At 33.2% G+C, this 15366-nt stretch carries 10 protein-coding genes; 7 read left to right on the forward strand and 3 right to left on the reverse strand.

Annotation, left to right across the window (positions count from 1 at the left end):
- The first annotated feature begins 191 nt into the window (after window positions 1-191).
- Both K9V48_RS17280 and K9V48_RS17285 read left to right on the forward strand, forming a co-directional pair.
- A complete protein-coding gene (locus K9V48_RS17280) occupies window positions 192-758 on the forward strand; it encodes a CBO0543 family protein (protein ID WP_224140284.1) in 567 nt (188 codons plus the stop codon).
- Window positions 759-987: 229 nt separating this feature from the next.
- On the forward strand, window positions 988-1578 hold the full coding sequence (locus K9V48_RS17285; RefSeq protein WP_224140285.1) for a CBO0543 family protein: 591 nt from the start codon (window positions 988-990) through the stop codon (window positions 1576-1578).
- A 491-nt stretch (window positions 1579-2069) separates the two neighbouring features.
- Here K9V48_RS17285 and K9V48_RS17290 read toward each other — a convergent pair whose 3' ends face one another.
- Window positions 2070-3188 (reverse strand): YheC/YheD family protein, encoded by a 1119-nt coding sequence (locus K9V48_RS17290; protein ID WP_224140286.1) that lies wholly within the window; start codon window positions 3186-3188, stop codon window positions 2070-2072.
- A 134-nt stretch (window positions 3189-3322) separates the two neighbouring features.
- Here K9V48_RS17290 and K9V48_RS17295 point away from each other — a divergent pair, with 134 nt between their 5' ends.
- A complete protein-coding gene (locus K9V48_RS17295) occupies window positions 3323-4672 on the forward strand; it encodes a YheC/YheD family endospore coat-associated protein (RefSeq protein ID WP_224140287.1) in 1350 nt (449 codons plus the stop codon).
- A gap of 171 nt (window positions 4673-4843) precedes the next feature.
- Complete coding sequence (locus K9V48_RS17300; RefSeq protein WP_224140288.1) at window positions 4844-7096, forward strand: YheC/YheD family protein; 2253 nt, start codon at window positions 4844-4846, stop codon at window positions 7094-7096.
- Window positions 7097-7288: 192 nt separating this feature from the next.
- Here the strand turns inward: K9V48_RS17300 and K9V48_RS17305 are convergent, their stop codons facing one another.
- On the reverse strand, window positions 7289-8635 hold the full coding sequence (locus K9V48_RS17305; protein ID WP_224140289.1) for a YheC/YheD family endospore coat-associated protein: 1347 nt from the start codon (window positions 8633-8635) through the stop codon (window positions 7289-7291).
- A 150-nt stretch (window positions 8636-8785) separates the two neighbouring features.
- Here K9V48_RS17305 and K9V48_RS17310 point away from each other — a divergent pair, with 150 nt between their 5' ends.
- Complete coding sequence (locus K9V48_RS17310) at window positions 8786-10156, forward strand: Mur ligase family protein (RefSeq protein ID WP_224140290.1); 1371 nt, start codon at window positions 8786-8788, stop codon at window positions 10154-10156.
- An 87-nt stretch (window positions 10157-10243) separates the two neighbouring features.
- On the opposite strand, the gene K9V48_RS17315 is transcribed toward K9V48_RS17310, so the two are convergent.
- Window positions 10244-11356, reverse strand: a complete 1113-nt coding sequence (locus tag K9V48_RS17315; RefSeq protein ID WP_224140292.1) for a YheC/YheD family protein — start codon at window positions 11354-11356, stop codon at window positions 10244-10246.
- Window positions 11357-11684: 328 nt separating this feature from the next.
- Here K9V48_RS17315 and K9V48_RS17320 point away from each other — a divergent pair, with 328 nt between their 5' ends.
- A complete protein-coding gene (locus tag K9V48_RS17320; RefSeq protein WP_224140293.1) occupies window positions 11685-13001 on the forward strand; it encodes a YheC/YheD family protein in 1317 nt (438 codons plus the stop codon).
- Between the two features lie 282 nt (window positions 13002-13283).
- Complete coding sequence (katA, locus tag K9V48_RS17325; RefSeq protein WP_224140295.1) at window positions 13284-14738, forward strand: catalase KatA; 1455 nt, start codon at window positions 13284-13286, stop codon at window positions 14736-14738.
- The last annotated feature ends 628 nt before the right edge of the window (window positions 14739-15366 follow it).

Here is a 15366-nt window from a genome sequence, read left to right on the forward strand (position 1 = left end):
TACAGTACCAAAATTACCCTTACTTTCAACTTACATCCATCGCTTTAATGGCTATCTAATACAGATCATAATGAAATCTTAAGAATAAGCGAGGAATCCAGAGTTATTCCTTTCTTTATAGAGGGAGTATAGTTTAATAAGTTGGGACATACTATGTGAATAATCTTATTTAAATAGTTAGGTGAGATGTATTGAGTGAGGAAAAAATTATAGAACTTATAAAGAAGCAATATCTTATCGTGGATAGAGAAAATGATAAATCCTTTCATTTATGGTATGAGAATATCTTTTTAGGGTGGGAATGGTGGTTAGGTGTAATACTAACCTTTTTACCTTGGTTAATATGGATAAAAGTAAGACCGAAAGAAAGTTCAGATAGGTTGTTATATGTAGGTTTAATAGTTGTTTTGATTACATGTGGGCTTGATTTTTTAGGAGTAATATTAGGACTATGGTTTTATATTTATAAAGTTATTCCAATAATTCCATCTTTTGCTCCTTATGATTTTTCTATCTTACCTGTTACGGTGTTGTTACTACTTCAATGCAAACAAAATATTTCACCATTCACCAAAGCCATTTTCTTTGCCTTTTTAGGTTCATTTGTAGGAGAGCCTTTATTTAAATGGCTTCATTTTTACCAAGAAATTCATTGGAATAGTTTTTACTCTTTTCCAATTTATTTTGTTATTTATTTAATTGCTAATTGGGTTAGTAAACGAAACGGATTTGATCCTTTTCTTAAAGGAAATGATTAATATAAAAATTTATTTTACTGAACTAACTGGTGCTTTACTTCAATAAACAACATAAAAGGATCTTCAATCGAAGATCCTTTTTTCATGCCTATAAGAGACTTTATGTAAACTAGATTTGTATACAGTATTCATTAAAATCTTCCGAATAAAAGGCGGAGGGTTAAAATACTAAAAATTACACAAATTAACAATAGCGCAAATTTAAAACATAAAAAAAGAGGCGAATTAAATGAAGTCTTCTATTCCATCAGAACAAAGTAACCGACTTGAAGAGATAAAGAACGCTCAAGAAAAAGTTTTCGATCTTTGGAATGATTATTGGTTCGATTATTCAGCATTAGATACATGGCAATTTTGGGTAAATACATTTATTATTATTATTCCATTAATCATTCTTTATTTTTTTATTGATCGCAAAAGAATATTTCTATTAGGTTTTTTTGGTTTTAACATTCATATATGGTCAGCCTATTTAGATGGAATCGCAACAAGAGCTAATTATCTGGGATATCCATATAAAGTAATTCCTTTATTCCCAATTCATTTTGGAATGGATACCTCATTAGTTCCAGTACTATTTATTTTCTTATACCAATGGACAATAATTAAAAAGAAAAATTTCTACCTGTACTCTTTATTATTAATTGCTTTTATTTCTTTTATTGTTAAACCATTATCTGCTGCACATCATCTTTTTCAACTAAATAAAGGAACCAACTATTTTCACATATTTATGGGATACATCATAATCACTTTAATCTCAAAAGGGATAACGAATCTATTCCTATACCTTCACATTAAAGAAAATCCAACTAATTAATATTTTTAGTTCTATTGATGGTAAACATGTGGCACTACCTTCGGCTTTAGAGGTGGCAGTCGGTGAAGGATTTCCTTCATTAGTGTCTTGTGTACCAGGGAAATTAGCCTATTTTGAAGCGGGGGAGGTATATTGTCCTGCATCAAGGTTTATTTTAAAAAGGTAAATTGATGTTGTTGAACCAACAGGTGCGATTGTTCAATAAGCAACATGAAAGTATCTTCTAATTTGGAAGATACTTTTTATGGTGACGATAATACCTGATTATGTGAACTAATTTGTATAAAGTATTTATATGATACATGCTAGGTGTTATTTGTTTCTTACTCAACATATCCTGAATTGTTAAAACTTATGTTATTTAGTTCGGACAAGATAAAAACGGATATTACAAAGATGCTGTGCTGTTGTTACCATTTTTTCAATGTAGCTCCTAGTATGACTCATGGATAAATGAAACGATCTTCAACTTAAGTAAAAAAACAAACAAGTTAACTATCTTGTTTGTTTAATTTCATAACTTTTTGATTGTATTTTTCTAATAAATATCCTGCATAGGCAATGGGAGTATGGTGAATATTTTTCCATAGTGTGAAAAGCTCTTTTCGTTTCTCAAATGAACCATATTTTCCTCTTAGATTACACTCGATAAAATAAGGTTTTCCTTCTTCTGTTATTCCAATATCAAGACCCAAATCTGCTATGTTTGGCCAGGTTTTTTCTAAGGCGGATGCAACATCAAGGGCTAAAGTATGAACTTTTTGTTCCACTTCAGGGTACGAAAGATTGCTAGCTAAAAGAAACTGTCGCAAATCGCCAAATTCTCCTCCACTTCCTACGTTTGTAATGAGTTGATTTTTCGGAGCTAACTTAGCTGCTGTTCCAGTAATAGCCCAATGACCCGTCGAATTCTTCTGAATAATTACTCGTAAATCAAATGGTCTATTTTTGTAAGTTGCCAAAGGTATCTTTTCTTGAATAATAAATTGCCGATGCTGGAAAAGACGCTCTATCCTTATTTTTTCTAGATTTGTAAATTCTGACTTTCCCCAACCTTTGTTATTCGCTGATTTTTCATAGATAAACCATCCAAGTTTTTTGTGTCTTTCTAAATATAAAATTCCTTTTCCTACACTGCTGTAGCAGGGCTTGATAAATAGACAATCAAATTGATCCATCAGCTTTCGTAAATTTTTTTTAGAACCAAAAAGCGTTTGTGGAAGATGCATAGCGATATGCGATTCTTTTTCTAGCAATTGATTTACGTAATATTTGCTATTACTTATCGGAGTGACGTTAAATACATATGATCCATTTTCGATGAAATAGTTAAGTATTTCACGTGTTTTCTTATTCCGTAAGCTGCTTCGATTGTAAATCACTTTTGGAAGACAGGCTGTGCTCTCAGAATAAGAATCATTTGATAAATTCATTGTTAACATCTTAACATCCTTGGAATCTAGAAAGCCATTTGCTGTAAAAAAACAAATCGATAAACCTAACGTATTCGCTGCCAATTCAAATTGCTGATAAGAAGATGAGACACTCCCTTTTTTAACAGACTCATAATGGTCACGGGGAATAAAAATTCCAATTAAATTATCATTCATACGACAAGCTCCATTCTAGTATTTGTTCATGAACTATTAAAAAACGCCATTGTCATTCGATGGCAATTAGTACAAACACCTATTTTTTAAAATTGAATAACTTAAAGATAGAACTGGAAAAGGATGAGTGGCTTATGTTAAAAAAAGTGACTGTTGTTCGGAATGAAAATAATCGTAATACACTTACAATCCATCCTGCAAAGGCAAAAGAATTAAATGTGAAGCAAGGGCAAAGAACGAATATTTGCTTCGGAATAAAAAAAGTGGAAGTGACCATTGAGCTTGCAGATCAAAAGGATTCACAAACAGTATTGTTGTCTTCAGATACAATGACAAAAATTCATCTACCGATAAATAGTTTATTCGATCTTAAGGTAAGTGGTACCGACCTGCTCATCGGTCCTTTTCTAGGAATATTGGCAACCAATACGGATGAACAGCTTGAGAAAAAATTACAAAAGTTATCCGTATATGGACAACAATACAATTCATTTAGAGGTGCTTTAATCGCTTTTTCATTAGAAGGAATTCAGATGAAGAATCAGACAATATCTGGCTTTATCTATAATCCAAAATCGGGTATGTGGGTTAAGGGAATCTATTCGTATCCGGCCGCGATTTATCGGAAAATCCCATTAACAGATGCTCTAAAAAAACATTTGATGCAACATATTGGTCCTACCATTTTTAATTCAGTGTACTTTACAAAATGGGATATGTATCAATGGCTTCAGAATAATAAACAAGTAAAGGACTATTTGCCAAAAACGATTTTGTATAAGGAACCAAAAGATGTTATGACTGAGCTAAAAAGTCAATCCTCCATTATTGTAAAGCCACTAAATGGACTAAAGGGCAGAGGAATAAAAGAATTTTCTAAAAAAGGTGATACTTATTTTGTACGGTTTCGGGAAAAGGAACAAAATAATGTTCTTACTTTTAATGAAACGTCTTTGATCCGCTACTTATTCGAAACGTTAGTAGAAAATGAGTATATTTTACAGCAACGACTTAATTTAGTCTTCGAAAAGGAACGAGTGATTGATTTTAGATTGTTTGTTTCAAAAAATGAACAAGGCGAATGGGTATGCCTTGGCTGGGTTGCGCGACATGGTGCTCCCAAAAGCGTTGTAAGTAACCGTTCAAGTGGTGGGAAAATTCGACCAGGGAATGAAACATTACAAAAATTGTTTCAATTAGATAAAAAAAGTTTAATGTATTGGCGAAAAGACTTATTCAAAATTGCATGTGAAGCGTCAAAAGCAATTGAGAATGAAGATCGGAACTTTGGCTTTTTTGCGATAGATATGGCAATAGATTCGAACGGAGATTTTTGGATCATGGAAATGAATCATCGAAGTCCAAATGATAATTTGCCTTTATATCTTAAAGACTTAAAAACCTATACAAACATAAAAGTAAATAAGATGCTTTATCTTAGGTATTTAGCCGGTTTTAATGAGGATGATAGTAGAACTACTTAAGAAAGAGGTCGTATTGATTACGCTTAACAAGTGATTTGAAGTTTAATAGCAAGGCCAAAAGATGTATGAATGACAGGGAGAGCACAAGTTCACATTAGCGTCTTACATCTAGAGCCTGATTAGGTCGCTTATACGATTCAAAAAAACTCCTAATTATGGAGCTGAGAACAAATGCAAACCATCGTATTTATTGGTTGTTATAAATCTGGAACAAGCAGGGAAGCACTAAGAATTGCAAATGAGATGGGATATTTCACCGTATTATTTACCGATCGCACGAAGTATTTGGAACAAAGGGAAGAATTTTATGATGTTCATCAGATGATTTATAAAGCGGATTTGCTAAATAAAGAAAGTCTTTTACAACATATACAAGAACTAATGATTCAAGGGAAACAAGTGAAGGCTTGTCTCAGTTTAATTGATCCATTTGTTTCAATGGCTGCAACTTTATCAGAAGAGCTTGGTCTCGTTAGCTTGTCAAAAGACGCCCTCTATAAAATGGAAAATAAAACAAGGTTTCGCAAGGAATTAAACGAGTTACCATGTACACCTTTTTTTACAATCTTTGAGCAAGGGAATTCAATTAAACAATTTACTAAAAGAATAAAGGAATATTTGCCGTTAGTATTAAAGTTACCAGAATCAAACGGATCGAAGGATGTGCTTTTAGCTAAAAATAGTAGTGAATTAACGAAAGGATTAACTTATTTAAACAAAAAGAATGGAAAGTTTCCTATTTTAATAGAAGAATACATTGAAGGTCCTCAATACTTAGTTGAAGTGCTAGCATACAAGAGTAAGGTAACAATTGTAGCGGTTTTAGAACAAGAAATTATCCCTAAAAAGCGATTTATCGTAACTGGATACCATTTTCCAGCACAATTAAGTTCAAATTACTATACTGATTTGGAAGATGTTGTTTTCAACATAGTTAGTAAGTTAGGATTGACAAATGGATCATGCCATTTGGAATTGCGGTTATCAAAAGGTATATGGAAGCTAATTGAGATAAATCCACGAATTTCTGGTGGAGCAATGAATCAAATCATTCTACATGGTACAGGAATTAATTTGATTAGAGAGACGATAAAACTTAATTTAGGGTTAGAACCTTCGTTAGAAAAAATCATCAGTCAATATGTTTATACTCATTATGTAACGGTTGAAAAGAGTGGGATTTTACAAAAAGTCACTGGCAAAAATAGAGCAAAAGGACACTCTGGCGTTCAAGAGGTATTTATTAAACCGAAAAAAGGAAGTATTTTAACACCACCTTTGTCGATGGGGGATCGATATGCCTATATCCTAGCAACCTCAACAACTCAAGAAAATGCTAAGGAAATAGCAATCAATGCCGCAAAAGAAATCCAATTTGTATTACGTCCATTCTTCAAAGGAGAAAGTAAGCCAGTCATTGGGATGCTGTATTCTCGAAAAGACCCTTCAATTGTAAAAAAGGCATTTGCTTATGCAACGGTAGCAAAAATGGAAGATATTGATTTTTATTATTTTACGTATGGATCGGTAGATGTTGAAAAAGGAAAAATTTATGGCTGGGTCCATGAAAAAGGTAATTGGATACTTGAGCAAAGAGACTTTCCAGATGTAATTATTAATAACAGCTCTCCAAAAAATCGAAATCAATCATATATAAAGAAAAAATTAAAAGAGGAATGTATCTTCACAAGTTCGCCAGTAGGTACTAAGATGAAGGTTTATAAAAAAATAGTAAGCGGGAAACTATTTTCAGATTTTGTCCTTCCATCTAGAATACTAAAGAATAGTAATGAAGTGCTTTCATTTTTCAAAACAAACAAGCGACTTGTCATTAAGCCGATATCAGGTAGTAGAGGTAGGGGCATCGTATTTGTCGAGAAACTACCTAATGATCGCTTTCGTGTAATGAATGGTCGTGATGTTATTACTCTTTCAATGGAAGATTTTATTTCCTACATCGAAGATTTAATAGCAAGTAGTAGTTATTTGGTACAACCGTATATTGAGTGTAAAACAAAGGCTGGTTTACCATATGATTTACGGTTGCATGTGCAAAAAAATAGACTTGGTGAATGGGAGAATACCCTAATTTATCCGCGAATTAGTGGTAATAACAAATTGGTCAGTAATGTAAGTAGTGGTGGCTATCGAGGAGAATTGATCCCTTTTTTAAAAGAAGAATTCGGAAATCAGTATGTTAATATGCAAAGATATTTGGAGTATTTTTCCTTATCTTTCACAAAACACTTTGAAAGTCTTTACGAAAATGATTTTGATGAATTAGGAATCGATATCGGAATCGATGAAAACGACAAACTATGGATTTATGAAGTCAACTGGCGTCCAGGTTCGAAGCATAGGGAATTCGAAGTCGCTAAAAAATTAATCCCATACGCTGTTTTTCTAGTAAACAATGACAAATAAAAGGCTTACAGCTGTTAGCCACATAATCATTGCTGGAATTATTAGGTTTAATCCCATTCTTGACGGCAGTAAACCCTACCTAAAGATGCAAGAGAAACAAAGGGGATAGGTGGGGGAAACTGCCCATCAAGTTTTTGCTGCCAGTGGGGAAAATGATGGAAATCGTGTACATTAGATGTGGCTTACGCTATTTTAGGACTTATCTTTAGTCTTTTCCATCGCAAGTTTTTTAGCATATAAGATGTTTTTTAATTTTGCTTGATATAAAAGTTCCTTCTTATTTGCTTTTACAGCAATGTAATGATCGGGATTTTGATTGTTCATTTCAATAATCCAAATTTTCCCTGACTTATCTATTCCGACATCGAAACCAATGTTTCCACAATGATAACCATTGGCTTCGACAATAGAGAGGGCTCTTAAGGCCATAGCATTCATATTTACAAACAGGCTTTTGATTTCACGTGAAGATAAATGAAAAACGGATTGTAACGTTTTAACCCCAAGTTCAGCCTTTCCCCCTGCAGTTATGTTACTAACAATACTATTAGAAGGCCCATACCTAGCAATAATACCAATATTCTCCCATTTTCCTATTTCATTTTTAACCATCATCATGCGAAAATCAATAATCCGATGGTCATAAGTAAATAAATCAATTGATTGTTGAATAAGGTATTGTCCACTTTGTAGCTTATACGTAAGGAATTTGCTAAGTTTTCTCCAGGTTTTGAACGTTTTGATTCTTTTTCTTCTTCGACCAAAATGAACGGATATCCGATCAGAGGTAAGAGATAATTTGCATACATATTTACCTAATCTCCCGTTAATCGGTTTTATATAGATTGATTGATGTCGTTTTAGCATCTGTTTAACATCTAACGGCTTGATATACAGTTGCGTATTAGGTAAATTTTCATGCATGCTTTTTTCCAACATTTGAAACATTGTCCATTTATCAAAATTAGGAAAATTAAAGATTCTTTTTCCGAGAATTTCATGAAATTGCTTCATATTCTGTTGAAAGGTAATCCAGTTTTCGCTTAGGCTGGTTTCTACAATTGAAAAAACTGAACTAGGGAAAGGAAAGGAGCCAATTTCCCAGTTTTTTTTCCGTGGGAGGTAGATAAGCCCCTTTATTGTTTGTTTTTTTTGATCGATTCCATCTAATGAAAAAGCAATAAGTGTTCCCCCAATTTTGTCATAATATTTTACATAGCTATTGAGAGATGGGACTAATTCTAGTAATTGTGTATTGGTCACAGAGGCTAGTATTCCAATAAATGGACCGATTATCATGTCACCACCATGAAACCGAATATCATATGATGATGTTGTCGGTATGAATAATAATTTTAAGATATTATCTGATATTAATAATTGATGTTCATTAATAGAATCTGAGAAAGAAACGGTTACATTAGCTGTACGGATGCCATATACAACATTGATATTTTTGGATTCCTTCATCAAACTTTTATTTTTTGGATGTAATTTTACATGATTAGTACTACCCTTATCTTGAATGATGCTAAACATACATACCCTCCAATCACTTACAATTATTATATGGTAAAGGGGGAAAAGTGCTTGGTCAGATAGAAAAAAACGCTAAAACTGTGTAATTGTCGAAACAATTATAGAAATAGATAATAGACTGATAGTAAAAAATGTGAGAGTGTGTGAAAAATGAAAAACTCATCGCTAATGAAACTAATGCCTGTTTTAAACGGGGCATTGCTAAGAGGGAAAGAAGATTTCATTGTTGATCATGTATATCATAAGAAACAGGATAAATTCACCAATAATACACTCGTGTTTTATCGAAAAAACATGAAGATTCCTTTGAACTTAAAATCTTGTGTGATTGTGACTAGTAATAAAAAAGCGATCGATCAATTTCCGACAACGTACACAATCGTCTATGTAAAGAAGGTATGGCTAGCCTATCGGAGGTTTATTACCTATTATCGCCAGCAGTTTAACTTACCAGTAATAGGAGTCACTGGAACCTGTGGGAAAACAACAACAAAAGAAATGATTGCACATATCTTGTCATTTAAAATGAACATTGTCAAAACAGTTTTAAGTCAGAATGGTTTATCAAATAATATTAAATACTTACTACAAATAAACGATCGAACAGATGCTGCGGTAATTGAGATGGGTGTTAGTTCGACTGGCCATATTCGTCAAACAGCAAGATACTTTAAACCAACAATTGGGATTATCACGACAATTGGAACCGATCATTTACAAGGATTTACTGATCACGATGCCTATCTAAAGGAAAAAGAAAGTATGCTTCTCGCTGTAAATAAAAAAGGAACAATAATCTTAAATGCTGATGATGAAAATACAAAGAAATTAAATAAACGTAAATTTAAAGGGACATTCATTTATATAGGAGAGGCTGAACACTCAGACTTTCAATTCGTCAACGTCCGTTATCATGAAAATGGGATGAGATTTGTACTTCGTTACCGTGGTCAAGTTTATTTTGGATTTGTTCCTGGATTTGGTAAACACAATGTTTATAATGCGATTTTTGCAATAGCTGCTGCTAACTTACTTGGGATAAGCATTAATACCTCCATAAAGCGTTTAGAGACTTTTCAACCTGTAAAAAGACATTTACAGCTCCATACTGGGATAAATGGTAGCACAATTATTGATGATACATGGAATACAAATCCGACATCCATTCAAGCAGCAATAGAGGTATTGGCTGAATTGTCAAAAGGTAAAAAATCCATTGCAATCCTTGGTGATATCGAAGAACTAGGTCAATACTCAATTATTGAACATCAAAAAGTCGGTGAAATCGTTTGGAAGCATAAGATCGATTATTTAATGACAATTGGAGACCAAGCAAATGAAATTACTGTGAAAGCAAAAGAATTGGGGATGAATTCAAGCAATATCTTTCCAATTGTAAGTGATGCTCAGCTCGTTAAGCTATTAAAGCAACTTGCAACAAAAAACACAATTATTCTTGTGAAAACGTCAATGAGGAAATCATACAGAGACTTAATGCTGAAAATAAAGGGGCAAAAATAAGTTTTATCCCGTATTTATAAAATAGATTGAAAGCTCGCTTTATTCACCATTACTGTAAAAAAGGGCTGGAACTAATTTTGACCAGCCTCATTCTTCTTTTCTAGTCTTCTTCTGATTCATTAAATATCGTGCATAATCGAATGGAGTGGTAAAGACCTTTGACCATTCATCATGAATCAACTTTTGATGTTGAAACAAACCACCTACATAATCTGAAATAAAATTGCATTCGATAAAGTATGGAGTACCCTCTTTTGTCAAACAAATATCAAAACCCAAATCTGCGAGATGCGGAAAGTATTGTTCTAAATGGTGGGCTACTCTTATAGTGAAGATCGAAATGGTTTTCTGAAGTACATGTAATGGAATTTTTGGGATTGCTTGTGAGTGAATATCATCTAATCGATAGGTTTGCCCACCTTCTGATCCATTCGTTAAAAAATGATTCTTCTTTGCAACTTTACACATAATCCCGGTTACCTTAAATTTACCTTCACCATCTTTTTGAACAGCAACACGCATATCAAAGGGAGCTCCGTTATAGGTTGCTAATTTTATTCGTTCTTGAATAATGTAATGACCATTTTCAATGTGGTCCTCGAGGATATTAGGTAAAATATTTGAGAAATGAAGCCTTTTAAAATTAATCATTTTTGGCGTTTTATACGTAAGTGTCCAAAAATCATTTCTTTGTTCAAGCTTCATTGCACCTATCCCACGTTCTCCGTAATTTTGCTTTAAAATTAGGCTGTCATATTCGGTCATCATTTTTCGAAGATTTTGTTTAGTTAGTACTTCCGTTTGCGGTAAATGTTTGCTTATAATCTCATCCTTCAGTAATAATTGATGAATTTTATATTTTTCAACGTCATAATTAGGAATGTTAAAAAGTGTGACCCCTTCTTGACTTAATGAACGGATTCGCTTTCTAACTGCTTGGCTGATGTCGATGATTCTAGAATATATGATAGATGGACGAGGAACTCTCATTAATTGATAGCCATTAGTCGTTTTTACATATGCAACTACGCTCCTTTTACTAGGACGAAGTTTAGATAATTTAATATAACAAGGAATCAGTTTGTTTTTTTCTGCAGCTTGTTCAAAGAGCAGAAACATAGATTTTAAGTTACCGCTTAATTGTGGGATTTGTTTATAGACAGCACTCGGCACTAGAACTCCTACACCTTCATACGACAACAGCTTCTTCTCCTTTGCACTTCATTATTAGTGAACCCAATCTTAATGGGCAGTAAGACACCTACCTTACGTTTCAAGAGAAAAAATGAATAGAGGTGGGGATAATTACCTGTAACGACTAAGGTAAGTCTCGCTTAATTTTAGTTTATTCCATATACATATATTGGTATGGGATATGTATCTATAAAACCTGTAAATAGCGATTTTCGCGCAGATTAATGAGAAACAAAATGGAAAATTTTATGGTCTGTCTAATTATTCATTGAAATCATTTTCGTTTCTTTGCATACAAGTAGGTATTAATAGTGGAAATAAAGGGGGAATAAAATTGAATGTTCAACTGCTAAGGATAAATGATGATAAGACAAATAGAATAGTTGTCAGTAAAAATTTGTATCAAACGTTTCGGTTTAACAATCAACAATCGATGTACGTTCGTTTTGGAGATAAAAAAGAAAATTGTTCAATCAAAATAGATCCAACATTGAAAAAAGATACTATCTTATTACCAGAAAATATGTTATCTGATATTAATATTCCAACAATGAATCCATATGAATGTATGTTCAAGAAAGATGATACATTATTAATCGGCCCTGTAATCGGAATCATGGGCTGTAGAAAAAGGAGAAATATTCCTGAAAAGTTACGAATTTATCTGAAATCTAGATTGAAGAATTATTTGGATATTAAAGGACTTGTCTTCATATTTGCAGAAGAAGATGTAGATTGTGTAAAGAAAGTGATTAACGGATTTTTTTACAACTCTAAAAGACAGAATTGGGAAGCGGGAGTCTTTCCTTTACCTGGTGCTGTAATCGTTGGCAAAATCTCAATGAGTCCAAAGATGTACCGTTTTTTTATAAATGAAATTGGAGAAAATGTCTTTTACCATAAACATTTATCAAAATGGTATCAGTGGAAGGTTATATCAACACATTCAACATTATCAAAGCATCTCCCATATACTGAAAAATTAAATAGTGGAGAAGGCTTATTAGAAATGATAAATAGGTTCAATCTCGTATACTTAAAACCGAATAAATCATATCAAGGACGTGGGATTGTCACGATAGAGAAAAAAGAACGTCATTATATGATTAAAAATACTAGCGGATATTCGGTTACAGTCGAAGATGGTGATGATGTATTAAAATATGTAAAAACAGAGATAAATGAAAAATATCTGATTCAAGAAGCTGTTGGATTCCGACATAATGATCATTTGATTGATTTTCGCGTATATTTACAAAAAAATCGAAACAAAGAGTGGGAATCACCGGGAATCATGGCGAGGATCGGGAAAAAGGGAAGTATCATCACAAACTTCAAGCATAGAATTGATTTCGTTCCAAGTCACAATGTATTTGCGAAGTATTATGGATTAAATAATAATCGGATTCAAAAATTGCAAACTGAGATGATCATGATATGTAAACGGATTGCAGAACTTATGGAAATGTCAGGGAATCATTTAGGCGACCTTGCTTTCGACATGAGCGTTGATAAAAAATTAACGATTTGGATGCTTGAATTTCAAGGCGGTTATGGATCAGAGCTAAGAGAAAAAAATATGCCCAATAGGATGTATCAGCAAATTATGCTCACACCATTAGAATATGCTAAAACTCTAGCGGGATTTTAAAAGATAAAATTTAGAAGTTTTCACTTCAGTTGATTGAACCCCTTCATTTCTATGGACAATGTAAAAGAACCGCCTTTTTATTTAGATAAGATTTTCAAAGAGTAATAGTATAGCCATCATTCTCATAGGATATATAGTATTTTAAATTGTCCACTAGTAATAAATAATCGTTTATTAGTGGTAATAACTATTATATTATAATAATTATAATAAAGTATTGATTTTTAATTGATAGATGTTATTATAGTATTATATTCAAATAAAATATGAGGTGATTCTTAAATGACGAATAACAAACTCACTACAAGTTGGGGAGCTCCAGTAGGGGACAACCAAAACTCAATCACTGCAGGAGGGCGCGGCCCAACTTTAATACAAGATGTCCACCTTTTAGAAAAACTAGCACATTTTAATAGAGAACGAGTTCCAGAGCGTGTTGTTCATGCAAAGGGTGCAGGTGCTCATGGTTACTTTGAGGTAACAAATGATGTCTCAAACTATACAAAAGCCTCCCTTTTTTCAAAAGTAGGTAAACGAACCCCTTTATTCGTTCGTTTTTCAACAGTTGCAGGGGAACTAGGCTCAGCTGATACGGTTCGTGACCCACGGGGATTTTCAATTAAATTTTATACAGAAGAAGGTAATTACGATATCGTAGGTAATAATACACCAGTATTCTTTATTCGCGATGCGATTAAGTTCCCTGACTTTATTCATACACAAAAAAGAGATCCACAAACACACTTGAAAAATCCTACTGCAGTCTGGGATTTCTGGTCATTATCACCTGAATCTTTACACCAAGTATCGATTTTAATGTCTGATCGTGGAATTCCAGCAACGCTGCGTCATATGCATGGCTTTGGTAGCCATACATTCAAATGGACAAATGCTGAAGGTGATGGAGTATGGATCAAGTATCACTTCAAAACGGAACAAGGAATTAAAAATCTTAGTCCAGATGTAGCGGCCCAAATCGCAGGTGAAAATCCAGATTACCATACGGAAGATTTATTTAATGCAATTGAAAAAGGTGATTTCCCAGCTTGGAAATTATATGTTCAAATCATGCCGTTAGAAGATGCAGATACGTATCGTTTCGATCCATTTGACGTAACAAAAGTATGGTCACAAAAAGACTATCCATTAATCGAAGTAGGTCGAATGGTATTAAACAGAAATCCAGAAAACTACTTTGCAGAGGTTGAACAAGCAACATTCTCACCTGGTACACTTGTTCCTGGTGTTGATGTCTCACCAGATAAAATGTTACAAGGCCGTTTATTTGCATACCATGATGCACATCGTTACCGTGTTGGTGCGAATCACCAAGCGCTTCCGATTAACCGTGCAAGAAATGAAGTGAAAAATTATCAACGTGATGGCCAAATGCGATTTGATGGAAACGGTGGAAAGTCAGTCTATTATGAGCCAAACAGCTTTGGTGGTCCAACTGAATCACCTGAAGACAAACAAGCTGCATATCCTGTTACAGGTGTAGCTGAAAGTGTTGCATATGATCACCATGATCACTACACACAAGCAGGTGATTTATACCGCTTAATGACGGAAGAACAACGTGCGCATTTAGTAGCAAATATTGTTGGAGCAATGAAACCTGTTACAAAAGAAGAAATTAAACTTCGCCAAATCGGACACTTCTATAAAGCTGATCCGGAATATGGAACTCGTGTTGCAGAGGGATTAGGTTTATCTGTTCCAGAGGAAGTAAAATAATTACTTAAACAATCGTAATAAAATATTAATAAAGACTCTCAATCAATTCATATATATTCTCATTTAAAGGGCACCCGATTATTTGGGTGTTTTTTATCATCCGTTTCTATTTTTCAACAATGATAAATTTAGACGAAAACACAATTTTAAATTATATAGGTAAATGTCTATTCAATTGTATATAAAACACATACTATATTTTAAGAAGCGGAAAGAGAAGGATTTGCTTTTCGATTTCATTGTGTTCTATGGAAATCAAGAATTGCTCTTTCACCTTCTAGAACAAATAAAGAAAGTTAACTTTCATAAATGGGTATCACATTTTGTTTGATAAAATTGTGGCCTAGATAATTTCTTCTAAAAATGGATTATTTTATAATAATAAAAAAATTGCACTGATGAATCTAGTCGTGTAAGAATAATAAAAAACTGATATTAAGAAAAAATGATGAAGAAAACTAAGACCCTTCGAATTAGGGATTAATGACCGGGGTTAGAAGAAGAGTATTCATCGATTACAGAAGATATTGAAAAATGAATTAAATTAAGGTTTGGGATAAATTCACAATGGTAATTCCAATCGTGTAAGAAAATTAGATGTAGCAATCCGGAACCCTTCGAATTAGGG

Source organism: Metabacillus rhizolycopersici (assembly GCF_020075705.1).

Coding starts and splice junctions, on each gene's coding strand:
- K9V48_RS17305 (WP_224140289.1), bottom strand. CDS start 8,635: ATGTTTAGCATCATTCAAGATAAGGGTAGTACTAATCATGTAAAATTA.
- K9V48_RS17300 (WP_224140288.1), top strand. CDS start 4,844: ATGCAAACCATCGTATTTATTGGTTGTTATAAATCTGGAACAAGCAGG.
- katA (WP_224140295.1), top strand. CDS start 13,284: ATGACGAATAACAAACTCACTACAAGTTGGGGAGCTCCAGTAGGGGAC.
- K9V48_RS17290 (WP_224140286.1), bottom strand. CDS start 3,188: ATGAATGATAATTTAATTGGAATTTTTATTCCCCGTGACCATTATGAG.
- K9V48_RS17310 (WP_224140290.1), top strand. CDS start 8,786: ATGAAAAACTCATCGCTAATGAAACTAATGCCTGTTTTAAACGGGGCA.
- K9V48_RS17295 (WP_224140287.1), top strand. CDS start 3,323: ATGTTAAAAAAAGTGACTGTTGTTCGGAATGAAAATAATCGTAATACA.
- K9V48_RS17285 (WP_224140285.1), top strand. CDS start 988: ATGAAGTCTTCTATTCCATCAGAACAAAGTAACCGACTTGAAGAGATA.